The organism is Nostoc sp., assembly GCF_036918015.1.
GTDB lineage: Bacteria > Cyanobacteriota > Cyanobacteriia > Cyanobacteriales > Nostocaceae > Nostoc.
Window position 1 is genome coordinate 144,085 of record NZ_JBALEO010000073.1, and the last position, 24,227, is coordinate 168,311.

The window sequence follows — 24,227 nt, forward strand, 5'->3', positions numbered from 1 at the left end:
CGTAATCCCCTCTTTGTATTAACTGTTATTGTTTCAGATTATGTACTAACTTATCAAATGCTGGTACGTAGAGAAAAAGAGTTTAGGGATATGGGGGACTGGGAACTGGGTTCTGGGTTCTGAAATTGGTATCAGCGCTCCGAGAGATTGGGGGTATACCCTAAGAAATAATTAATCACCAGCAAATATACATGAACCTATCCCACTATTCTAAAAATCCCTACTTTTCGTCGTAAAATGTGCTTAAAAAGCTTAATTTTCCGTTTTTCAATAAGCTTCAGTTTTGAGCACAAATATTATTAGTGGGATGAGTTCATGGTTCTAGATTGCCACAGTTGTGCTACCATACTACTCGTGTATATACTTCATTCAAACAAAAATACCAATATGTCTCGCCTAGCTACTATGTAAGTAAGTAAAAAGTAAGTAAAAATCATTTGTGATTACGCTATTAAAAAATAAATTATTATCAAACAGAATCCATTCGTCAAGAGTCAGAATTGATTCTGGATATCTTCTTTCAACAAATTTCATTGAAATTTTAACATTGTAATCCAAGCCTATAGTGATTAGTCAGGAGTTTAGTTTAATGAATCCTAAAGTCTCTGTAATTATCCCTGCCTACAATACTGAAGTTTATATTAAGAATGCAATAGAGTCAGTCTTAAATCAAACACTCACTGAGCTTGAAGTTATCGTTGTCGATGATGGTTCAACTGATAAAACTGTAGAATTTGCAAAGAGTTTTACCGATCAACGTCTCAAAGTGATAGTTAATCCACAAAACCTTGGGGTTTCTGCTGCACGTAATCTTGCTATCAGAGCAGCCCAAGGAGAATGGATTGCTGTTCTTGATTCAGATGACTGGTATGCTCATGAAAGATTAGAAAAGCTTGTGTTGCTGGCAGAACAAGCAAATGCAGATATGATTGCAGATGATGTTTATTTTATCAAAGATGGTGCAACATCTCCTTGGAGTACATTGATTCAAGAAAGTGGAGAACATATAGATAAAATTCTCCAAATTGATATCGTTTATTTTGTAGAGACTGATGTCTATGGAAAAGCAGGGCTACATCTTGGTTTAAGTAAGCCTATGTTCAAACGAGAATTTTTGGTTAAACACAGCATTGAGTACGATGAAACCCTAAGTATAGCTGAGGACTTTTGGCTTGACATGAAATGCTTAATTAATGGCGCTCGCTTTTTTCTAGTGCCAGAAGCCTATTATTTCTACCGTTCACGCTCTTTTTCTCTTGTGCGTGCAAGCCCATTTAAACGTCTAAATCAATATTGCATAGCTACTGATTCTTTCATGCAGCAAAAAGTTGTGAAAAAAAATCCAGCTTTAATGCGTGCTCTGTCTTATAATCTTACAGTTTACAACAGAACTTTAGCTTACTATCAAGTTTCATTCTCTATCAAAGAAGGAAAATGGTTATTAGCATTGAGAGAACTCACGAAAAATCCGAGCTTTTTTTATGATTTTATTTCTAAATTTAACGATATTATCAAACGTCGATTCCAATACTATGTGATGGGTAATGAATTAGTTTTTGAAATGCTTTATAATATCCAGATAAAACGAAGAAAACCAATTATTAGGATCGCAGCCTTATCAAAAAATAATATATAGCGATCGCTTTTAGGATAAGCGATCGCAGTTCCAGAACTATGGATTTACGATAGTAAAAGCTGAGGATTTATTTACTCAGGGATGGACATTATATCGAATCTGATAACAGTCCTAACTTTCCAAATATCCCTCTAACTCAAATCGTTGCCGCTACGGTTGAACGAGCTTGGCAAGTAGGAACTGTACAAGCTTTGGAGGAGTTTGAAGAGGCAATTAACAAAAGTATTTCTTGATTAATTTCTAATATTGCATCAAGTATGTTTGACCCGATAGAGTACGCTGATGAACGAATGGACTCAAAACAGGAAAATGAGTTACTGAAGTGGCTTCGTCAACTTGATGACGAGCAGAAATTTACCTTTGTTTGGCGCGTGCTAAGTGCAAATGCTTGGAAAGGATGCGAATTAGCCAAGCGATCGCAACTCAAGCCCATTTTTTTAGAAGTGATTCTCGAAAAAGGACTTGTTTACGGTGATGCAAGTTCAGTGGAATGGTGGATTAAAGCAGTTTTACCCGGTTTAGGTCAGAGACGAGTACTTGAGATTATCAAAGCTCATATAGACATTGCTCCATTGTCTGTATATAAAACGCTGTATTGGCTACCTTGGCTATACCATAACCAATCGAAACAAATTAAAAATAAGATACTGGTGCTTCAAATAGAATTCAGTAAAAAATATCCAAACTATCGACCCCTTAGAAGTGTAGGTACTCATGCTTAACAGTTGATTGTACAATTGCTAGCTGCGTGCGATCGCTTGTTAAAATTCGTTGCTGCAATTTGATACTGACATGTCAATAAATGGCAATTTTTGCCATGATATGGTCTAGTAAAAATTAGAAAAGTAATACTAGATAATATCTTTATCTGACGCTATGTGAGCTTATGTAAAGAAAAAGGTTTGCAAATGCAGAAGTTCGCGGATTACAAACAGAAAATCATCGCATTTTGGATATGTTGTAAAATCCCAATACCGAAGATGATTCTTCGACATAATTAAAGAGACATTGCATTGCAACGTCTCTACATCAGCGATTAATTGTTAACTAAATTGTTCAATAATTCCGCCACCTAACACTTTTTCCCCGTCGTACCAGACCGCCGCTTGTCCGGGAGTGATGCTGATTTGGGGTTCATCAAACACCAAACGCACACGGGAGTTTTCCAACGGAATCACCATCGCTGGTGTAGCCGTTGAACGATAGCGAATTTGCACTTCGGCATGAATTGGGGTAGATGGTTCGGCAATAGAAACCCAATTTACCCGATTTACAGTGCATTCTGGCTGAGTTACCTTAGTGCGATCGCCTACTACTACTTTATTATTTTCCGCATCTAATTCAATCACATACAACGGTTCGGCAGCAGCAATCCCCAAGCCTTTGCGCTGACCAATGGTGTAGTGATGGACACCATCATGCTGTCCCAAAATTTTGCCTGTCATATCGACAATATCGCCTGTTTTGGGAGCTAAATATTTATCCAAAAATGCCCGCATGGAACCGTTACTTTCCACTAAGCATAAGTCTTGACTTTCTGGCTTATCAGCAGTTTTCAGTCCGTATTCAGTTGCAATGCGGCGCGTCTCAGTTTTTTCTAGTTCGCCCAAAGGAAATATAGTTGCTGCAAGTAAATCTTGAGACAAATCATAGAGAAAATATGACTGGTCTTTGTTGCGGTCAACAGCCCTTAATAACTGGTAACGTCCAGTTGCTTCGTCATAGCTAATGCGGGCATAATGACCAGTGGCAATGCGATCGCATCCCAATTCTTCACGAGCATACTGCACCATTGGCCCAAACTTCACCGTTTTATTGCACTGAGAGCAAGGCAAAGGCGTAATCCCAGCACTGTAACCAGTTACTAGGTAATCGACAATATGCGTCTGAAAGAGATCCCGAATATCTACAACCTGATGGGGAACGCCCAGCTGTTCGCAGAGTTCAGCCGCGTCGATCATACCTTCAGAGCAACATTGACCTTTGCCTTTCATTAGCCAAAGAGTCAAACCAATCACTTCATAGCCCTGATGGTGCAGGATAGCTGCGGCGGTGGAACTGTCAACGCCACCAGAAAGACCAACGACGACTTTTTTCATACAAAGCACGACACGATAGCTGCGTGGTTGTCCAATTGTAGCATACACTCTTCAAAGCCTTGCTACTAAAGCGCTTCAGTTTTAAAGGCAGGAAGCAGGAGGGAAGAGAGTTTGATTTGTTTCTTCCATCCATAACGGAAGCGATCGCGTCCGTAAACAGCTTTCATCTAAGATTAATTACAGACGTATTTTTTGCCACGTAGATGAGCTAACTTTACGTTAACGCTATATAGTTGCTACAACGGTGAACTAATAAGTTCCTGATGGAAATTACCTAAAAATACTGTGACTACTTTCTAACTATTATGTCGAGAGGAATATCAAGTCAATTTATCCCATTTCAGAGGCTGCGCCGAAGTTCTAAGGGTTGGAAGCCTACTATGAGACTTCTCTTTTTGTTAGTGGGAGGATGGTTAGTACTGATTCCCGGCTCTACCCCAGCAAAAGCACAAATTTCCAACAGCAACGTATTACTAGCTCAAGAAACTGGTGAGATTTTACCGCCAACGCCAATTCCCTTTGGTCAACAGCCATCACCGCAGTTACAACCGGCTCAAGCAGAGGATTACAATCAACCGGAAGTGAACTTTCAGCCCTCCCAACCAGTACAAGACACTCAATTGGAGCAGAATTTTCAGCCTTCCCAACCATTACCGAACAATCAATTTGAGCAGAACTTTCAGCCCTCTCAACCATTACCGAACAATCAATTTGAGCAAAATTTTCAGCCCTCTCAACGTTCACAGTTTAGTCAATATAACCAGAACTTTGAGCGCTATTTAGTTTACGTTGATGGCAGTGATTTCCAGACACTACAAGCCATACGTCAGATTGAACCCAGTGCTTACATTCGCCAGTTCCAAGGCCGGACTGTAATTCAGTCAGGAGTTTTTAACAGAGTCGCCAACGCCCAACAACGGGTGAATGAGCTACAGTCACGAGGCATATATAACGCCCGAATTATCAGCTTTGGTAACGGACAGGAAATAAATGCAGACAATGGCAACTATAACTATAGAGACGATCGCAATAATATAAATGCTAATAGGCAAGCCTCTAGATATTATGTCGCCATTCCCACCACTTCTGAACAGTTACCTGCGATCGCAGCACAAGTAAGGCAGAATCTAGGCGGATTGACACAAGATTTAGCACGATCTGGCGGAGTCCTCGAAAGGACGCAACCACGGGGCCCACACGTAGCAGTCGGGCCTTTCCCCAATCGATTCCAAGCTGAGGAATGGAACAGGTATATGCGAAAGCTCGGATACAGTAATGCCAGAGTTTACTACGGAAAGTGAATAAGTGGGGAGTTAAAAGTTAGATAGGAAGTACATCAACGGCAAGCGCTCCAATGTAAGTATCATAGAATTTTAGGCAAATCAGTTGTAAATCATGCTACAGCTATAGGATTACTATTTGATTTTTGAACAACACGTAGGGTGTGTTATCGCGAAGCGTAACGCACCATTTTCAAGGGTTTGGTGCGTTAGACTAAATTCATAACGCACCCTACAAATACTTAATTTTTTTCAGAAATCAAACCGGATTCCTATATAAGCCAAAATTTTTATAGAGACTCACACAAGTACAGTCAAAATGGATATAAAGAATGGCTTCGTTGGCGCTGTTGGCAATACCCCTTTAATTCGCTTAAACAGTTTTAGCGAAGAAACAGGGTGTGAAATCCTTGCGAAAGCAGAATTTCTCAATCCTGGGGGTTCTGTCAAAGACCGCGCCGCACTTTACATTATCGAAGATGCGGAAAAGAAAGGTTTACTTAAACCTGGTGGCACAGTTGTAGAAGGAACCGCTGGTAATACTGGCATTGGACTAGCACATATTTGCAACGCCAAAGGCTACAAATGTCTAATTATTATTCCCGATACCCAGTCACAAGAAAAGATAGATGCACTGACAGCACTAGGAGCAGAAGTTCGTCGCGTCCCCGCCGTACCCTACAAAGACCCGAACAACTATGTCAAGCTATCTGGTAGAGTAGCTGCTGAGTTGGAAAATGCCATTTGGGCAAATCAGTTTGATAATTTAGCCAACCGCCTCGCCCACTACGAAACCACAGGGCCGGAAATTTGGACGCAGACAGATGGTAAAATAGATGGATGGACAGCTGCAACTGGTACTGGTGGTACTTATGCTGGTGTAACGTTGTACTTAAAAGAACAAAATCCAGCAATTAAATGTGTTGTAGCCGATCCGCTGGGTAGTGGACTTTATAGTTATGTCAAAACTGGCGAAATCAAGATAGAAGGAAATTCCATCACTGAAGGCATTGGTAACGGTCGTGTCACAGCCAATATGGAAGGCGCACCGGCTGATGATGCCATCCAAATCGATGACCAAGAAGCTTTGCGAGTAGTTTACCAACTGCTGAGGAAAGATGGGTTGTTAATGGGCGGCTCAACAGGTATTAATGTTGGGGCAGCTGTTGCCTTAGCGAAGCAATTGGGGCCAGGACATACTATTGTCACCATCTTGTGTGATAGTGGTTCCCGGTATCAGTCGCGGATATTCAACCCGGAATGGCTAGCCTCAAAAGGACTTTCAATAGATTAGTTATTAGTCATTGGTCATTAGTCACTTGTACTGAGTTTCGACTGCGCGGTAATCGAGCGAAGTCGAGATTCAACTACCGCTTGTCGTTGGTGTGGTAACAGAGCGTAGTCGTACCCCTCCGGGGAAGCAAGCTACGCGCAGCGTCTCCAAGAGTTGTATTGGTCATTAGCTTCCGACTTTTGACAAATGACAAATGACAAATGACAAAGGACAAATGACCAACACCACTCAACCATCAGACTTCCCAAAAATAGATCGAGATTCTGCTCCTAAATGTGTGCGAGTTTGTCAAAACCGTACTTGTAAAAAGCAAGGTGCAGTCAAGGTTTTAGCAGCTTTTACAGCTTTGCCAATCCCTGGTGTAACTGTAACGGCTAGCAGCTGTTTAGGACAATGTGGCAATGGGCCGATGGTGCTGATATTACCGGATATGGTCTGGTATAGCGGCGTTCAACCGGATGAAGTATCTCTACTGATAGAAAATCATTTGCTAGGTGGTCAAAGAGTCAAGCAGATGCTCTATTATCGGTTTCATCCCCAGAAATCAAGCTAATTAAAAATATCCAGGTCTGCAATCTTGTTGACTGAAGTGAGGCATCCAATGAATATCCAGCAGCTGCGTCAATCCTTAAAACAAAAGTGGCTTATTTACTACAAGCAAAATACTTCCTGGCTGGTCAAAATGCGAATTTGGGCCACTTACGATGGTCTGCGCCGTCCTTTGTCCGGTTTTATTTTGGCAACACTGTCTGTTTTAGAACCTCAGTTTGATGAAATACTTGCTTTTATGATGGATCTGAATAACGATCCAGATAAAATAGTCGCCGCTTTAGGTCTTAACTTCAATCCTGATGAAGAGTTACGTTTAATCAAATCAGAGCATTCTATGGCTATAAGCCAAGTTGAAAGCGAGTCGCCAGATGAGAAGCATTTTGAGGATAAACATTTATCATCGGCTGTAACTGCTAGCAAGATTGCCTCTCATTCTCTTGCCAATACTCTAGATTCCAACTTGCCACGCGCCGACGAGCGAGTTGTCCGATCGTTTACAGCTACTACTGAGGTAAGTCGCACACGCGAACCTGAGTTGGTAGTAGCAAATGCAACTAAAATTGCTCCAGATACTCCGGTAAAAACGCCATCCTCCGGTTCGCTAAGGGAATATCAATTAGTACGCTGGCATTCTGGTCAGTTACCTTCAGGAGCATCGGCGACAATGACCAGTGAGGTCAACAGCAAAGCCAAAACTATGCCATCTTTGGCGTTAGCTACCGAAGTTAAGAGCAACGCACCATCTAGCCAAATCCCTGTGGATGCATCGTTGACAATTACCACTGAGATTTCTAGTAATGGCAAACCAGTGCGATCGCCCCTTGGGCGGCTCCCTTCAGGAGCATCGCTACCAATTACTACTGAGGTTAAAAGTAACGGCAAAGATCCGAATATTCAACCACAAGAGGTTAAGAGCAAAGTGAATTTACCAACTACAAATGCCCGTAGTATAGCTTCTTGGGTAGATGAATTTTGTTACGGCGCTAGGGAGAAAGAGAAAGATATTTTGACTTGAATTACTTATGGGTAATCATGAGAAACAAACGGGATTTCTATGACTTCACCTTCAGTTTCTCCCACTTTGACTTTCAACCCCACGCCACCAGCTTTGGTGCGGATATAACCTAGTCCAAAGTAACCATCAGCGGTTTGGGTGTAACTAGTCAGTTTACCGACCTTTTCATCTCCAACTGCGATCGCACTTCCAACTTCCACAGGGGCACTGAGGCGAATACCCAACAGGTGTTGTTTTACACCTTTATATGTATTTAACCGAGCAATAGTTTCTTGCCCAATATAGCAACCTTTAGTAAAAGAAATTGTTTGCCACAAGCCAACTTCCAGAGGATTGTAATCATCTGTGAGTTCCGCATCTGGGGCGGGGCGGCCTTGTAAGATTCGCAAAGCATCCCAAGCGCGATCGCTCATCTCTACTGCCCCAGCTTCTAACAATTTATTCCACACGGTTTCTTTGTCTGTATAAGGGAAAGTTAAGGTGTATCCGGGCGCAGCTAACCCACTACCCACAGCAATTCGCACGCCCTCAGCCGGAGCGATCGTGTATACTTGGTGACTACCGTAAGGTTGTCCGATGAGTTCGCTAATACCCAACTTTTCTAAAACAGCGTCGCTTCCTGGGCCAATCAGGCTGAAGGTGTTGGTGTATTGGGTAATATCAGATAATTCCACTTTATCTGCATAGAAAATATATTTATCCAGCCATTCCATGAGATATTGGCGGCGGTTGGGTGAAACCAGCAAGATTACCGCATCTTCTCTAACGTAGGCGGTTACTAAATCAATTGTTCTGGCTGTGGAAGTGACAAAAACCGTATCACAACCTTGTCCTGGCTTGAGTATTTGGAAATTGTTAGTACTTTGGTTGTGTAAGAAATTGAGGCGATCGTCGCCAGCTACTTTGATCCGTCCCCAAGCGGTGCGATCGCAGATTGCAACCCCAACTCTGGCGGCTTCGATAGCTGCTGCGTCTTTATCGTCAAGTGTAGATGTTGGCATGGTGATGAGAAGTTGCCCTGTTTCAATGTTGTCGCACTGGAAATCTTAGCAAATAAGCGTTTGCGGCTTCAATGCATCTCCGGTTTTCTTCTGGCGTATAATCAAATCAAAAGACAGTGCCGAACAATAAAAACTTATGAAACGAACTTTTACTGCAAGTGTATGGCAGGAAAGTAATTGGTTTGTAGCACAGTGCTTGGAGATTGATATTGCTAGCCAAGGAGAGACTGAAACCGAGGCATTGGCTAATCTTGAGGAAGCTTTGTCACTACATTTTGAACCACCAATAGCTACTATTATTCCTCAAATTAAGACACTTCAGGTAGAAATAGGTGCCGCTTAAACCATTACCTTATCGTGAGGTTAAGCGTAGATTAGAGGCAGCAGGCTTTGAGGAAGTTAGCCAAAAGGGTAGTCACGTAAAATTTGTCAAATCTACCGAAGAAGGAACCCGTACTGCGATTGTGCCTCATTATCGAGAAATTACTATTGGTACGCTGGGCAGTATTTTACGACAAGCAGGGATAAGTTTGGAAGAGTTTGAGGGTTTGTAAGGGCGACATCGCAGTGAAAGCAATACGGTTCGGTTAAGCCAAAAACCAGATAGACTAAGGGTTATACTCAAGTTTACTGGGATTGAATGCAACTTAAAAAATTCTCACTGATATCGCCTGTAGTTAAATCAGGTAGGGTACTCAAAGTCTTAAAAACAGCTATCCCAACAGAGGCAATTGAACAAGCGTTAGCACAGACACATAGTAATGAAGAACGAAAGGGGGCTTGAGCGATCGCATATGCTGGTCTGTATAATCAATTCCGATATATTTAATTAGAACGGACGTACCAATCAGCTTTGTAGATTCCTTCTGTATCGCCTCGGAGGTTTACTACTTTCACCTCAGATTGTTTAATTGGAATTTCAATCACAAACTCAGCCCCCTCACCAGGTTGGGATAGACACTGTAATTTGCCTCCGTGCTTTTCTACAATTTGGTAACTAATTGAGAGTCCCAAACCTGTACCTTTACCCACAGGCTTTGTTGTGAAAAATGGATCGAATAGTCTAGCCTGTACCTCTTTTGTGATGCCGACTCCATTATCCTTAATGGAGATTTGCACCCAATCATTTGCTATAAGCTGTGTTTTCATAGTGATCAGAGGATGATGTTTATTTGCACCTGATTTCGCAGACTGAGCGCATAAATCCTCCAGCGCATCGATTGCATTTGCTAACAGGTTCATAAACACTTGATTAAGTTGTCCAGCAAAACACTCTACAAGGGGTAAGTCGCCGTACTCTTTGACAATCTCAATGCCTGAATGCAATGAATTACCCTTAAAACGATGCTGCAATATTAATAGAGTGCTATCGAGTCCCTCATGAATATCAACAGGTTTTACCTCGGCTTGGTCGAGACGAGAAAAATTTCGCAAGGAAAGAACAATTTCACTAATTCGTTCAGCACCTAATGTCAGCGAAGAAAACAGTTTAGGCAAATCTTCAGCGATGAATTCTAAATCTGCTAATTTTGCTTGTCGTTGAATTTCCAGATTAGGTTCAGGATATACCTGTTGATAGATATTAAGCATCTCAATCAAGTTTTGCGTATATTCATGAAGATGAATGAGATTGCCGGAGATAAACGTGACTGGATTATTAATTTCATGGGCAACCCCTGCTACTAGTAATCCCAGACTCGACATCTTTTCAGTCTGAAGTAGATGAGCTTGAGTTTGCTGCAAATGTTCAAGTGCTTCGGAGAGTTGGCTAGCTTGCTGCTGTGTGTGGTTGAGCAGTACCGCGTGTTGTAAAGCAACTCCTAATTGAGAGGCAATTTGGCTGACAAATTCAATTTCAGACTCTTGCCACTCACGGGCTTTTTGGCATTGATGAATACACAGTAAACCCCATAGCTGCCCTTGCTTGATCATGGGAATTACTAAGTTTGCCCTGACTTGGAAGCGAGACAGCATCGAAATATAACAATCGTCTAACTCGCTGTTATAAATATCAGTAACTGCATGAATGTAACCTTCGCAGAGTTTCTTACTATACTTCTCATCTAAGCAGCGATCGTACACCTTTGCCGTTAAGGTCGATGGGAAACGCGATGCAACATCTTCTGCAACGACTTCGCCGCCGTTATGGTTAGATTCAGAATAGAAGCGAAAGACCACAACACGATCGGCATTGAGTACTCGGCGGAGTTCTTGGGTTGTGGTTTCAAAAATCGCGTTCAAGTCCAGTGATTCCCGAACTTTGGTAATTACACTGGCTAAAGTTTGCTGTTGCTCTGCCACAAGCGCCAATTGTCTGGTTTGCGATCGCACTTGTTCTAAATACTCAGCTTGTTGCAACGCCACTCCCAGCTGAGTTGCTATTTGGGTGAAAAACTCAACTTCTAAAGCTTCCCAATGCCGAGTGCTTGAATGTTGATAGGCTCCCAATAAACCCCATAGTTCTTGCCCCACAAAAATTGGCGCAATCATGAAGGCTTTAACATGAAATTGTTCAAGTATCTCAAGGTGGCACTGGGTAAATCCGATGCTATAGATATCATCAACTACAGAAGTTTCATTATTCCGGTAGTGTCCGCCTTGGGTTTCCTGTAAGTATGTGTCGTCCCACACCACACCTACTCCCAGCTTACCATTTCTCTGCCATTGGGGATTTGCAGATTCATAATCACTGACAAATTCACCTCCCCAGTTGGCATTAAAACGATAGACACTTAAGCGATCGCTCTTCAGTAATTGGCAAACTTCCTCAGTCGTGGTTCGGAAAATAGTAGTAACGTCCAGCGACTGTCGCATCTTAGCAATGATCCGAGCCAGAGCTTGCTGCCGTTCCATCGAGCGCTGTAGCTCAATAGTCGAGCATTGCAAATCGGTATTAGTCTGTTGCAATTCGGCGGTGCGATCGCGCACTTGTTGCTCTAGGTTTGTATTCAGGGCTTGCACTTGTTCGTAAAGTCGATACTGCTTTACTGCCGTTGCAAAGCGTTCGCCTAATGCTTGCGCCAACTTAACTTCCGATTCTGCCCAGTGCTGGGCTTGCCCGGTTTTCAGTTCGCGCCATGCTGCAAATGACTGACGCGGCATCAGTTGGCGAGAATCGGTATCAACACACCCTGCCCAAATAGTTTCAATATCCACCTGATTTCGGAAGATGGTTAAACAGCCAACGAGGGTGGCACCATGCTGTAAAGGTATAATCAACAAAGCCCGAATTTGCGTTGCTTGGAAACTGGGGGCGAGCGATCGCAATAAGGGTTCTTTATAAAGATCGCCGATCGCCCACAAATTTGAGTCACAACTGAGTTCGTTAGGTGGAGGAGCCAAAGCGTAAACTGCTCTCATCCAATTCACCGACCATGTTTTGTTCCTTTGCTTTTCTGGATTATCGGGGGATGAGACAGTGGCGGAATAGAGATATTTTTGCCACAATCGATGCTCTTCAATCGGTCTATCTTGTCCGATATCGAGTTGACTAGGCTGTATCCCACAAGTGTAGATTTTTGTTGTTTGTTCGCCGTCTGGCAGCAAGTAGACTCGTCCTCCAGAGCCTTGAAAAGCAGCTACTGTTTCTTCAAGGGCAGCTTGCAGTTCAACAGTAGGCGTTGTATGCAGTTGCTCGGTAACTTGATTAATAATTGCTTCTTGACGGGCTTGCTCTCGCATTTGGCTGAGTAAAATCGATTGCGATATGGCGATCGCCAGCTGATCGACCACCGACTGAATTAATAACAATTCCTGTTCTGTCACCACTCGCGCTTCTGAATGGTGAGATACCAATAGTCCCCATAATTGAGATGATTGCTCCAGAGAAGGTAATAAATCTTTCCCTGTTTCCTTGCTTTTTAAAACAATCGGTACTACTACTGAAGACTTTACGCCCATTGCTGTTAAATATTCTACATGGCAGGGATCGACGGGACGATAGCGAATATCTTGCTGGTCTAATAGTTTGCCTGTTTCTGAGCAATAGAGAGGACTGATCCCAATTTCGTGTGTTGTCAAATCAACGATACTTCGCTGGCGTGCCCGGACAAACAGTTCACGGGCATAGGGTGGGATGTCATCTGTGGGGAAATTTAACCCCAGAAGAGGCGGCAACCGACCTGACTGAATCGATTCAGCAATGACTAATCCATGACCATCGGGTTGAAACTGATAAATTTTAACGCGATCAGTGTCTAGAAACGAGCGTACTTCTGCAACTGTCGCCGACAAAATTTCTTGCAGTTCTAAAGATTGCCGGATACGACTCGCAATGCGATGTAATAAAATTTCTTGAGTTTGACTTACTTGCTCTTGCTTTGTTAGCGATCCCATCTATTTCAGTATTTTTATGATTTGTATACTTTCTATTCTGGTAATTAATTACTGTATATAGTAGTAGTAAAAATACGGGGATATACCCTAGCCAAAAACAAAGCCCCTCTGCATATTCTTTTCTTACTTTTATGAATGCATTTATTCTCTAATTTATCAATGCGTAAGTTATGAACCTAGAAAGCATCGAAAAAACCGGGCGATGCCTACGCCGGGCTACCCTACGCAAATTTTAGCAAGTTAGCCGAATCCGATTTGGTTAAGGTGCATAGTCTAGGCTGTTGACTTTGATGGAATGTCTCCATTTTTGGTTCATGCAACTTTTGTGTCCCTGTGAGCGCAAAGTCTATGTTAAATAAGCTTTTGCCCAAATAGACACCACATATTTTGCATGAATTTTGACCCCCTAAAAATGTTAATTACCTCTTCGTAAATTTTTTCAAAATTATTGCAAGCTTCGGTGTAGTTTGTTTGATTAGACATTTTTTGTTCCTTAATTTATCTGTTACTCTTTGCGGTGAGTTGACTAAAGAGTTGCTTCAGCTTGAATTTCTTGAATAATGGTTAAAATTTCCTCTTTCGATTCGATGTGCCTTGCTAGAACTTCAGCAGTTGATTCAAGTACCCGTTCAGAAAATAATTTAGCTAAATCTTGCCGCAAACTCTGCCCAATGTAAAACTTGATTAATGCATCAAGTGTCATATCTCGATTAGCTGCAACTTTTTTGAGCGATTCCAATGTATCTATTGGTATCTTTATTGATAGTGTTTCTGTAGGACGGGGTTTTAAGTTTAGTTCGAGTTCTTCATCATGCTTGTTCATATAATTTTCTTTCTGTGCGAGTAGTGGAATGAATAGTTGATTAGGATGGGGTGCGATCGCTTTTAGTGTGGCGGTGTAATCACTGATGGAATCTTTTCATTAGTAATTTATGCTGTACGTGCTTTAGCTTATCTTTCTCTCATATAATTATGTCCTCTGAACAGTTCCAAGCAGCACACGACAGTATATACAACACTGGCACACGTCTGTTACAGTACCTTCAGGAAATTCGCCAAGGTCGCCTCAGTGAAGGAGATGATACCAAAGGTTTGCAGAGTGTCGAGGATGAGATCAACAAAGCCCTACACGCATTGAAAGAGCAGAAGTATCAGGTAGCTGTAATTGCAGCGATGAAAGCTGGGAAAAGTACCTTTTTGAATGCCGTGATTGGCGCTGATGTTCTGGCAAGTGAATCAGAAGCTTGTACAGTCTGTCGTACCGATATCCGACCAATTGATGCTAGGGCTACACCAAGACTGTTGGAGTATCGACAGGGGCAAAAAAAACCTGTTGTTATTGCTGAAGGTGACTCTAGTGTGATTCGGCAAAAATTTCTAGATCACACTCACAAGCTTCGAGCTACAGCTAATCATGACAATACCACACGCTTTGAACTAGAGCATCCCATAGAAGCGATCAGCAAACTGTCATCACTAACTGGTTTTACCTTGGTTGACACTCCAGGCCCCAACGAGTGGGAATCCGCAGGCTTTAGCACAGTTGCACTCAAGCAAACAGCTTTGGAAGCGCTGCGAACATGTGATGCTATTTTGTTTGTTTTAGATTACTCATCCTTCAAAGACAATACCAATTCAGAGTTGCTTCAAGACTTGATAGCGCAGCGTGGAGAATTTCTTGCAAATAACACAGGGAAAATCTACTTCATTCTCAACAAAGTTGATCGAAAAGCAGAAGGAGATCGAGCCATTAATGATGTAATAACAGATTTGAAGCAGGCTTTGATAGGATTTGGCATTCCAGATCCCATAATATATCCTACAAGTGCATGGCAAGGACTTTTAGCTAAATTAATCCAACAAGGTACAGCCAGCGATAGCCATTTAAAGAATTTCAAAAGATTCTTTAGTGCTAAATATGCGATAGAAAATGAGGAAGGCGACTCTGTAACCCCTGCTCCAAAGAAAATTGCACCACAGGCTTTAAAAGATAGTTTTATTCCGACTATTGAAGAATCAGTAATTCAAACTGTAGTCCAAAATTCTGGGTGGAATCTTCTAAGTGATGTTTTGGCAAGTCTTATTAAGGCAGGTAAGTCCATTGAAGATACTCTGAACACACGGTTCATCGGCTGGGAGATGGAGATTGAAACCCTTAAACAAAAAGTAGAAGAGTACAGAAAACGTGCTATTTCGGCTAAAAGAAAGGTTGAAGATGTCAAGAACTCTGTAGAGCAACAAAAACAGAAGTTAATGAAGGGCTTTAGCAAAGGAATTAATATGTTTGCTGAGGGTGCTAAAACTAACATACAAGATGAAATCGATCAGATTGCTCACTCTAGGTCTGCTAAATCTCAAACAACAAAAATTCCAAATAACCCTCAAAAGATGGAAATACAAGAATTTAATACAGATAATTTGGGAGAAATTATAGAGGATTTTACTGAAGGTATCCTTGAATTTTTTCCTGGTTTAAGAGGTTTAAGTAAAATATTTAAAGTAGGTGTTAAAGTTGGAGAATCTTTATTAAATTCTCTTACGAAATCTTTTCCCGAATATTTGAATAGCCAAGATTCTTATGTGGAGATAGAGCAAACTAAAATTGCTGATCCATATAAAATAAGAGTTAAGTCTAAAAAAGATGCTGAAACGATTAAACTCACAATTAATCAATTTTGCGCTCCGCATATTCAGAATTTATGGTTAGAAACCCAAGATAGGTTGGTGAGAGACGGAACCAAATTCCGAGAAGAATTAGTCCAAATAATCCAAAATGATATTCAAATAATATCAAATGAGTTATCTGATTATCTTGGACAAACTTTAGAAGTTGAATTTAATATTAATAAAATTCAATTTCCAAAATTTAAGTTTAAAGGTATTGACGCAGTAATTCAACGTCAACAAGATGTCATTATTGGAAACAAATCGCAAAAGATAAGTGGGACTTGCTGCCAACCAGATTATTATGTTGATATTCCAATTCAAGGAAATGTTTACGACATTGACTTAAAAGAAACAGCAAGGTTAATTCAGCAAAAGATAGATGAGCAAGTTTCGAGAAACCAACGCGTATTAGAGGGAGTTATTAATAAACAGGTATCGAAAGACTTCAGAGATGCAGAACAGCAAATTAATGACTACATGAACAAGTTTCAAGAGCAGTTTGATAGCGTGTTAAGAGAACGCGAAACTAGAGAGGCCGAAAAGGAGCAAATTCTTGCAACTGTTGAAACTCAGAAAGTAAAACTTAACCAATATTTGAGCGAATTGGCTCCTATTCAAGCATCTTTAAATAATTGGAAGCCAGTATAAACTATTAGGTAGGCGACTAAGACAGGCTTAAAAAGCTCATTAACCCACGCACGCAACTGGGTTTCGTTTGTATAGCCCCAGAATTCTATTCTGAGGGCATTTTATTTGTTACCCTTCTGGCAATTTAGCAAACGCCTCCTCAACCAACTCTTTTGCTTTAGCATCCAAACGCAGCCAATCCACTTCACCCACTTCATCGATTAAACTAGTATCAATATCAGCAACTTCCTTCTGTGGTGTGTATTCAAAAAAACACACTTCATAACACAGTTCCCACAAATCGATACTCGCTTCCTGCTGTTGACGCTGCAAACGTAGATGATATCCTGGATGGGGCATCGGCAGACGAGCGAGAGTTCCTCTGATTTCATCTGCTTCTTGGGGTGTTGCAGTTTCCATTGCTTCCAACAGTTCAGTCACCAATGCTTTGATTTCATCAGTGGTGCTAGGCGGCCAAATCAGGACATCGTGGTAAGTTCCTGTCCAGGAAGATTCATCAAGCTGCTTGCGGATATTATCGATAACGCGAATGAAAGCAGGTTGCATGAGGATTTCAGCCTGCTGCCATGCAACTGGATTTGTTATTTTAGGTGGCATTGGTAATAAACAGGGGCACTAAAAGAAAAATAAACAGTCTGCGTTTATTAAAAAGCTGCGTTTTTAATCTAAATCTTTTCTCAAGATAGCGGATTTCATTGAAGAAAATTTGGAGATATTTATTACCAGCTGGAAAATTAGGTAATAACTCTGGGGAGGGAATATGATAGGCAAGCTACTAGACCATCGTTACAAAGTCATTCGAGTCCTCGCGATGGGAGGATTTGGTCAAACCTACATTGCCCAAGATACTAGGCGGCCTGGTAATCCCATTTGCGTTGTCAAGCACCTCAAACCCGGAACTGACTCCAGAGTTTTTGATACTGCTAAACGCCTGTTCAGCAGCGAAGCCGAAACTTTAGAAAAATTGGGCAACCATGACCAAATACCGAGGCTGCTAGCGTATTTTGACGAAAACCAAGAATTTTATTTAGTACAAGAATATATTGAAGGACATACCCTAGCTGAAGAACTTATACCTGGTAAGCGCTGGAGTGAAAGCCAAGTAGTTCAACTGTTGCAGGAAGTTCTGGAGATTCTGGAATTTGTCCATCGCCAAGGCGTGATTCACCGCGATATCAAACCGGATAATATCATCCGTCGCGCCTCAGATAATAAGTTAGTTTTAGTTGATTTTGGGGCAGTGAAACAACTGCGTACACAACTGGTAACAGTGGGCGGACAAGCCTCTCCCACAGTGGTTATCGGCACTCCTGGCTATATGCCCACAGAACAAGGGCAAGGTAAACCTCGTCCCAACAGCGATATCTATTCCCTTGGCATTATTGCCATTCAAGCACTAACAGGATTACAGCCAACAGAATTGCAAGAAGACCCGGAGACGGGGGAAATTATCTGGCGGCATTCAGTAACCGTGAACCATCGACTGGCAGCAGTGTTGTCCAAGATGGTGCGTTATCACTTCAAAGACCGCTACCAAAACGCCACGGAAGCACTGCAAGCATCTAAAGAGGCGATTAATCCAGTACCTGCACTTTCCGCACCTCAAGAAGTCGCCAACAATTCCAGTTACCAAGCAGCCAAATCCCAGCCTCAAGTATCTCGGCTGAAAACTATTGCATTTGCACCAGCAAATCCTATCCCTGCCAAACCTGCGCGTAAAGACTCTAGTAAATCCGACCCCTGGCCGATATTAATTGGCATATTACTGGCGGGTGGTGCGGCTGCTTTGGTAGCAAATGTATATCCAAATGTGAAAAATTTAGCTTTAAATCTTACAGGTAAGGATATCGCCTTAGCAAACAAATGCTCCGCTATTGTTGTCGGAAATTCTAATATCCGTTCTGAACCTAGTTCGATAAATTCTAATAATATTGTGCAAACTGTTGGTAATAACACCAATTTCGAGGTGACTGGCAAGCGAACAAAAGCAGGTTGGGTAGAGATTAAACTTAAATTTGGTCGTTTGGCTTGGGCACACTCGGATGTGATAACTAATAATCAGGAATGGGGTTCTTGCCTACGTGAAAATGGCATTGCAACTAGGATTGTAGATGATAGTAGCTTGATTGCGACTCGAACAATTCCTCAACCAAAACCAAAATCTAAGGATGTAGTAACTCCATTACCAGAAAAGCCGAAGGGGTCAACTGACGACGCTGAGAAATCAGAACGATCGCAACCTAGTGATAACAGTGCCAATATTGTAGAACAAGCGAAAAAGAAGTATGATTCAGGGGATATAATTGGAGCGATCGCACTTTTAAGATCGGTTCCGGCAAATGCTGCTTCTGGTATCCAAGAGACGGGCAAAATGATTGCCCAGTGGCAAGAAGATTGGGCGAAGGCAGAAGCATTATCTAATGAGATCAACAAAGCAATAGATGATGGGAAATGGGATAAAGTTTTAGATTATAGAAACCATCCAGAAAAGTTGCCTAATACTCAATATTGGCGAAATAGAATAGAACCATTATTTAAAAAAGCAGCCGAAAATCTGGCAAAACAGGCACTAACTGAGCTAGAAAATCAAGGTAAGCAGAAAAATACCCAACAGAAACTTCCCGATCCTAACCAACCTGAAACCACGCAGAGTCCCAATACCACAGAAACTCCTAAAAGCAGCTTTTAACAGTTATCAGTAAACACAGTTATTCCTTGTTTCCAGCTTCTTCTGACTGGGAATGACTAAAGGAGGGCTGTCGCCTCCCGGATTCGCAACATTAGCTCAATAAATCTCGTTTCCAAGTTATACCTGGAAACGAGATTTTAAATAGGTCTTTATCTGTGGTTTTATTTTCCCTATCCGTGCATTTCGTCGTATTCTTGGGCTTCAACTCGTCTTGCTTCCATCCGCGAAGCAGGCAGAAATTCAGCACGACGGACTGGAACCAAGGGCGGCGTATTTCCTTGGTAAGGGTGAATAACTTGTACAGTACGGGCTGGACGCTGCCGTGGTGAGAACAAAGCTAATACTCCAGCGACAACAACACCACCACCAATAGTGAGAGTTGCGCCTCCCACAGCCCAAAGCACGGGTGAAGACCACCAAGCATTTTGCGGCTGGAATGTTGCTGCTGTTTTTGGTTGGTTATTCTGCTGGGCTAATTGCCACTGCTGCTGAGTATTGAAATTTTGGACTTGACCCTGGAGTTGTTGATTTTGCAACTTTAGCTGTTCATTGTCGTTTTTTAAACGCTCCAGCTGCATCTGCGTGTTCAACTTCTCCATCTCTAGGCGCTGGTCAGTATTGGGAGCAGTCGGCGGCTGAACCTGACCAGGATACATTGGTTGCCCATAAGGCCCGTAAGGATACATTTGTGGCTGCATTCCTGGGGGCGCTACTACACCTGGCATTTGTGGAGCAACAGCGAAGTTAGATTGTAGAGGGGTATTGGTTCCTTTGAGCAATACGAGAGCCGCCAGCCCAGCTACGGCAACCCCGCCGATAAACGCCATACTCTCACTCATCGCCTTTGCTCCTCGATTGCGACGTAACTATAATCATTTGTGACTGACTCACTCTCACACTCATAAATTATGCCTACTTAATTTCACATAATACTCAAACTATAAGCGACTCTATCAGCTAGTTTTTTTACACGATCATATCTGATGTTAATATTCAAGACCATAATGGTCAAATTGTCTACCAAGGAAGGATAGAAAAACTACACTGTTATACTTTTTTAATCTACTTTCTCCGTCTAATCAAGAGAAGTATTTGTGCTGGTGTTGGTCGTCTTGATGGCTGCCTTGAGACTTTGGCAAAATTGGGCGATCGCATTTAGTCCCTGCTCTGGTGTCCCTTCTGCTAACCGTTTGACAACAGCGCTACCCACGATCGCACCATCTGCGCCCCATTCCATTACCTGACGGGCTTGTTCAGCTTCAGATATTCCAAAGCCGACTGCAATGGGTTTATCAGTAACACTACGAATTTGTTTGAGTAAATCGGACACGCGGTTTTCCAGTTGCGATCGCACCCCTGTAACCCCAGTCACGCTGACTAAATAAATAAATCCTTGGGAAGAACGAGCGATCGCTTCGATCCGTTCAGCAGAACTGGTGGGAGCAACCAATAAGATTACGTCAATTCCCATCTCACTAGATGCTTGGAGCAATCCTGCTGCTTCCTCTAAGGGCAAATCAGGTATTACCAATCCTGCAACCCCAGCCGCAGCAATTTGCTGAAGAAATTTTTCAATTCCCCGGTGCAAAATTGAGTTGTAATAGATTAACAGAACAATGGGCGATCGCAATTTGGGAGTAATCCCTTGGAGCATTTCTAGCACCTGCTCCAATTTTGTCCCCCTTTGCAAGGCGCGGGTAGCAGCAGCTTGAATAACTGGCCCATCAGCTAGAGGATCGGAATAGGGTATACCCAGTTCTATAATGTCGGCTCCATTACGATCTAGAACCTGCAAAGCTTTTGCTGTGGTTTCTAAATCGGGATCGCCAGCGGTAATAAATGGAATTAGGGCGCACTCACGATTGCGCCCAAGGGTTTTAAAGCAATCAGAAATCGCAGTCATTTAGTAAAGTGTCAATAGTCAGTGGTCATTGGTCAGTAGTCAGTGGTCATTGGTCATTAGTAAAGGACAAATGACTAATGACTAATGACAAATAACAACTGACCAATGATAACTTTACACCTGAGATTGCTCTTCTTGTTCTATTTCGGCTTGAATTCGTGCGAGTTCTTCGGGAGTAAGCTCGTCTAGCCGCTTTTGCAGAAAGTCTTGCTCATACTGTTCCCGCTGTTGGTGGTAGGTCATTTTTTGTCCCACCGCACGGAAAAAATAGGTGGCTAACCAGCCAACTAAGGCACTGACGAGCAAGACTTGGCTCCATATACCAGCTTTTTGATTATCCAAACCGACTAGCTGCAATCCTAAGTATGCCAAGCCGCCGGCAATAAAAACACCCAAGCCAATTCCAATCGCGTCAATCCGTCGCATGAGAGTTATGACCTACCAATCTGGTTAAACTTGAATTTGTCGCCGTTGGGGTCGGAAATTTACAAACGGCGATAGAACCAACAGACCCGGAAAGAAGAAAAACACCAAAAAGTACATAAAGACACGCTCAATGGAGCTAGCTACATACCAACGCTGCTTCAGGTACAGCAAAACAGCAATGGGGATTACCAGAAGGTAAGCTCCAGCCAAAATCAGATATAGCAGGGCGACAATCATAACTTTCAAGTCTTAAGCATCTGTTTTCCATCATAGGCTGAAGAGACAGACAAGAGAGAAGTATAGTCATAATGCTTTCAACATAACTGCGCCAGAATTCCTCGAAATCCCTAACAAGGAGGCGAAAGCGCAGCTTTGGCTGGCTGGAGTACTTTTACAATGGGCGATTCAACGGATTTTATGACAAAAGCTAATATCATGCTATTATGTGAATCCACTAGCAAAATGCTCTGGTCAGACAGATCGAAAACTCATCCAGATTATTACGAGAAAATCAAGAAGACTTCTAAATCTCTGAAGCGATCGCACAATCTGGAAAAAATATTTTCAATCTAGTTGGACAAAAGACACAATTGATGGTGGAATAGATAAGGAGGTATTTGCTACCTCTAAAAAATAACTAGTTATACTAGTTGCTAAACACCTGCGGGGGTGTGGCGGAATGGTAGACGCTACGGACTTAAATAATTGAGCCTTGAAGGAGAAATCCCTCAAGTGTAAGCTCTCAAACTCAGGGAAACCTAAATCTGGTGACAGACATGGCAATCCTGAGCCAAGCCGAAGAAAGTCCTGAGTCATGAGTAATGAGTGCTGAGTAAATTTAAAACTCTTAACTCCTAACTCCTAACTCATAACTGTTCGGAAGGTGCAGAGACCCGACGGGAGCTACCCTAACGTTAAGTCGAGGGTAAAGGGAGAGTCCAATTCTCAAAATCTGAGTTGGCTATTGTCATCAGGTAGCAGTGAAAACTGCGGGAGAATGAAAATCCGTTGACCGTAATAGGTCGTGTGGGTTCAAGTCCCTCCACCCCCACTAAAAATTTAATACCGAAAGGCTTCGATAGAAGTTATGGGCGGGTTAAATCTAAATCATAGATTAACTCGCCCATATAGTTATTTATGTATGGTCTTTTATGGTTATAAGTAAGTAATTTCACTGGATTATTTGATGAAGCATTAAACAATTTATCTTTAATACTTTATTTATAGTCTTAGTTCATCAAATTTGTGTAAAAAGATTACTGAATCTCTGACGAATAGATTGATGCTACTGTTCACCAAGGTTAAGCTGGTAATAATATGAACAGGAAGCTTTTTTGTCCTGATAACTGAAATGACCGCTAATCGTTTATCAATTACTCAGGAAAATCCCCATTGTGCTACGTCTAACTCTAGTCAACTAGATGTGCAAACTGCCCAAGAGGAAGTTTATAGCTTCTTTGTGGAAATTGTCAAGAAATTGCCACCAGAGGATGTTTTACGTGAATTTAAAGGTTTATTTATAGACGGTCTTGATTCCGAATATTCTGATTATATACCTGGAATATATAGTGTTTTTCTAGATGAGCATGAACAGGAATTATATAATACACTGAAGCGGTGCTGCTACATCATTGTTAATAATTGGAAAAGTAATCGAAAAGACAAATATATCCAAGATTTAGTTAATTTATTTGTTAATGAAAATCTGAAAATTAAGGACGATAATCCTCCAGTAGTAAAAACTTGTAAAATCTGGTTAGAGAATTTTGCCAATAGCAAAGATTACAAGGAACTGAAATTATTTGCTACTAAATATGAAGAATCATCTAAAGGTCATTGGGCTAATCGCTACACTTCCTATTTATTGATCGATCAATCTGTTGATAATAAAAACCCTAAAGAACAACAAGAGGCTGCTAGGAGGCTTTCTAAACAGATAAAAGAGAAATTTAAGTTTGAACTCGCAATGTATATTGCTCGTTCTCAATCTGCCGTTTCAAGCACAACACGCTATAAAAATCCTAGTATTTTGGGAGACCAAGCTCTGCGATTAATAAAAGCAATTGTCTTAAAAAGAGGCGTATTTAGTCATGATAATATTGCCCATATATTTATTAAGCAAACTGAAAATCAAACTCTGAAAGAATTTAAAATGAACCTAGAAAAATATCTATTTTTTTCTGTAGAAAACCAAACATCAGTCGAGACTTGGCGGCAGAAATTTGCACATAGTTTATCCTTATGGAAGACGGATTATAATCAAGAAATTATCACTAAAGAATTTTTCTTGAGAACTTGTAATCGAGTGATTGATTACTTTACAATAGAAAATGCTAAAGAGCCTTCGGACTTATTTCTATTATTAGTTAACCAAGGTCATGCTTTAACCTTGGTAATTATGTTATTAAAGATTATTTTGATTTCTAGAAATTCCCGGAGACATTTAGAAACTCGGATTGCTCATTTAATTCGTTTTTACGAAAACCATTCCGAAGAGGAATGCAAAGGGGTAATAAATTTTATCGAGATTTTTAATATCACCTTCGCTATTTATGCAGAAAATGTAGAATATAACTTGATTAAGATGGAAGAAAAAGAACAAAGCAGTAATCAACAATTAAATCTGGATGGTTATCGTGTATTTTCACAGATGAAAGTAGATAGACAAAAATGAGTTTTATC

The 24,227-nt window shown here is 41.5% G+C and carries 21 protein-coding genes; 12 read left to right on the forward strand and 9 right to left on the reverse strand.

Features of this window, described 5'->3' with window-relative positions:
- Positions 1–589: 589 nt before the first annotated feature.
- Both V7K61_RS19640 and V7K61_RS19645 read left to right on the forward strand, forming a co-directional pair.
- Positions 590–1,636, forward strand: coding sequence for a glycosyltransferase family 2 protein (locus tag V7K61_RS19640; RefSeq protein ID WP_335055773.1), 1,047 nt, complete (start codon positions 590–592; stop codon positions 1,634–1,636).
- A 257-nt stretch (positions 1,637–1,893) separates the two neighbouring features.
- Positions 1,894–2,358, forward strand: a complete 465-nt coding sequence (locus V7K61_RS19645; RefSeq protein ID WP_335055775.1) for a hypothetical protein — start codon at positions 1,894–1,896, stop codon at positions 2,356–2,358.
- A gap of 321 nt (positions 2,359–2,679) precedes the next feature.
- Here the strand turns inward: V7K61_RS19645 and mnmA are convergent, their stop codons facing one another.
- Complete coding sequence (mnmA, locus tag V7K61_RS19650; protein WP_335055929.1) at positions 2,680–3,735, reverse strand: tRNA 2-thiouridine(34) synthase MnmA; 1,056 nt, start codon at positions 3,733–3,735, stop codon at positions 2,680–2,682.
- A 380-nt stretch (positions 3,736–4,115) separates the two neighbouring features.
- Between mnmA and V7K61_RS19655 the strand changes: the two genes are divergently transcribed.
- The 4 genes from V7K61_RS19655 to V7K61_RS19670 all read left to right on the forward strand — a co-directional run bounded on the left by V7K61_RS19655 (position 4,116) and on the right by V7K61_RS19670 (position 7,876).
- Complete coding sequence (locus V7K61_RS19655; RefSeq protein WP_335055777.1) at positions 4,116–5,036, forward strand: hypothetical protein; 921 nt, start codon at positions 4,116–4,118, stop codon at positions 5,034–5,036.
- Between the two features lie 298 nt (positions 5,037–5,334).
- Positions 5,335–6,309 carry a cysteine synthase A gene (locus V7K61_RS19660; protein ID WP_335055779.1) on the forward strand — a complete coding sequence of 325 codons (975 nt, stop codon included), beginning with the start codon at positions 5,335–5,337 and terminating at the stop codon, positions 6,307–6,309.
- Between the two features lie 214 nt (positions 6,310–6,523).
- Complete coding sequence (locus V7K61_RS19665) at positions 6,524–6,862, forward strand: (2Fe-2S) ferredoxin domain-containing protein (protein ID WP_094347894.1); 339 nt, start codon at positions 6,524–6,526, stop codon at positions 6,860–6,862.
- A gap of 48 nt (positions 6,863–6,910) precedes the next feature.
- The gene (locus V7K61_RS19670) at positions 6,911–7,876 is read left to right on the forward strand and encodes a DUF5331 domain-containing protein (protein WP_335055781.1); all 966 of its coding nucleotides are present in this window, start codon (positions 6,911–6,913) and stop codon (positions 7,874–7,876) included.
- 5 nt (positions 7,877–7,881) lie between these two features.
- Here the strand turns inward: V7K61_RS19670 and ygfZ are convergent, their stop codons facing one another.
- Complete coding sequence (ygfZ, locus tag V7K61_RS19675) at positions 7,882–8,877, reverse strand: CAF17-like 4Fe-4S cluster assembly/insertion protein YgfZ (RefSeq protein WP_335055783.1); 996 nt, start codon at positions 8,875–8,877, stop codon at positions 7,882–7,884.
- Between the two features lie 136 nt (positions 8,878–9,013).
- On the opposite strand from ygfZ, the gene V7K61_RS19680 reads away from it, so the two are divergent.
- Both V7K61_RS19680 and V7K61_RS19685 read left to right on the forward strand, forming a co-directional pair.
- Positions 9,014–9,220 (forward strand): type II toxin-antitoxin system HicB family antitoxin, encoded by a 207-nt coding sequence (locus V7K61_RS19680; RefSeq protein ID WP_335055785.1) that lies wholly within the window; start codon positions 9,014–9,016, stop codon positions 9,218–9,220.
- Complete coding sequence (locus V7K61_RS19685; RefSeq protein ID WP_335055787.1) at positions 9,210–9,431, forward strand: type II toxin-antitoxin system HicA family toxin; 222 nt, start codon at positions 9,210–9,212, stop codon at positions 9,429–9,431. Before V7K61_RS19680 ends, V7K61_RS19685 begins: the two co-directional genes overlap by 11 nt.
- A 271-nt stretch (positions 9,432–9,702) precedes the next feature.
- Here the strand turns inward: V7K61_RS19685 and V7K61_RS19690 are convergent, their stop codons facing one another.
- Positions 9,703–13,212 (reverse strand): GAF domain-containing protein, encoded by a 3,510-nt coding sequence (locus tag V7K61_RS19690; protein WP_335055789.1) that lies wholly within the window; start codon positions 13,210–13,212, stop codon positions 9,703–9,705.
- 526 nt (positions 13,213–13,738) lie between these two features.
- The gene (locus V7K61_RS19695; RefSeq protein WP_335055791.1) at positions 13,739–14,035 is read right to left on the reverse strand and encodes a hypothetical protein; all 297 of its coding nucleotides are present in this window, start codon (positions 14,033–14,035) and stop codon (positions 13,739–13,741) included.
- A gap of 269 nt (positions 14,036–14,304) precedes the next feature.
- On the opposite strand from V7K61_RS19695, the gene V7K61_RS19700 reads away from it, so the two are divergent.
- On the forward strand, positions 14,305–16,527 hold the full coding sequence (locus tag V7K61_RS19700) for a dynamin family protein (RefSeq protein WP_335055793.1): 2,223 nt from the start codon (positions 14,305–14,307) through the stop codon (positions 16,525–16,527).
- A gap of 108 nt (positions 16,528–16,635) precedes the next feature.
- On the opposite strand, the gene V7K61_RS19705 is transcribed toward V7K61_RS19700, so the two are convergent.
- A complete protein-coding gene (locus tag V7K61_RS19705) occupies positions 16,636–17,124 on the reverse strand; it encodes a hypothetical protein (RefSeq protein ID WP_335055795.1) in 489 nt (162 codons plus the stop codon).
- 163 nt (positions 17,125–17,287) lie between these two features.
- Between V7K61_RS19705 and V7K61_RS19710 the strand changes: the two genes are divergently transcribed.
- Positions 17,288–19,216, forward strand: a complete 1,929-nt coding sequence (locus V7K61_RS19710) for a serine/threonine protein kinase (protein WP_335055797.1) — start codon at positions 17,288–17,290, stop codon at positions 19,214–19,216.
- Between the two features lie 170 nt (positions 19,217–19,386).
- Here the strand turns inward: V7K61_RS19710 and V7K61_RS19715 are convergent, their stop codons facing one another.
- From V7K61_RS19715 to ndhL, 4 genes are all read right to left on the reverse strand, one after another.
- Positions 19,387–20,055 (reverse strand): heterocyst differentiation related protein, encoded by a 669-nt coding sequence (locus V7K61_RS19715; protein WP_335055799.1) that lies wholly within the window; start codon positions 20,053–20,055, stop codon positions 19,387–19,389.
- Between the two features lie 236 nt (positions 20,056–20,291).
- On the reverse strand, positions 20,292–21,119 hold the full coding sequence (gene trpA / locus V7K61_RS19720; protein ID WP_335055801.1) for a tryptophan synthase subunit alpha: 828 nt from the start codon (positions 21,117–21,119) through the stop codon (positions 20,292–20,294).
- Between the two features lie 114 nt (positions 21,120–21,233).
- Positions 21,234–21,545, reverse strand: a complete 312-nt coding sequence (locus V7K61_RS19725) for a DUF3007 family protein (protein ID WP_094347180.1) — start codon at positions 21,543–21,545, stop codon at positions 21,234–21,236.
- A 24-nt stretch (positions 21,546–21,569) separates the two neighbouring features.
- The gene (gene ndhL / locus V7K61_RS19730) at positions 21,570–21,782 is read right to left on the reverse strand and encodes an NAD(P)H-quinone oxidoreductase subunit L (protein ID WP_292760199.1); all 213 of its coding nucleotides are present in this window, start codon (positions 21,780–21,782) and stop codon (positions 21,570–21,572) included.
- 159 nt (positions 21,783–21,941) lie between these two features.
- Here ndhL and V7K61_RS19735 point away from each other — a divergent pair, with 159 nt between their 5' ends.
- Positions 21,942–22,118 carry a hypothetical protein gene (locus V7K61_RS19735; RefSeq protein WP_335055803.1) on the forward strand — a complete coding sequence of 59 codons (177 nt, stop codon included), beginning with the start codon at positions 21,942–21,944 and terminating at the stop codon, positions 22,116–22,118.
- Positions 22,119–22,896: 778 nt separating this feature from the next.
- A complete protein-coding gene (locus V7K61_RS19740; protein ID WP_335055805.1) occupies positions 22,897–24,219 on the forward strand; it encodes a hypothetical protein in 1,323 nt (440 codons plus the stop codon).
- Positions 24,220–24,227: the final 8 nt, after the last annotated feature.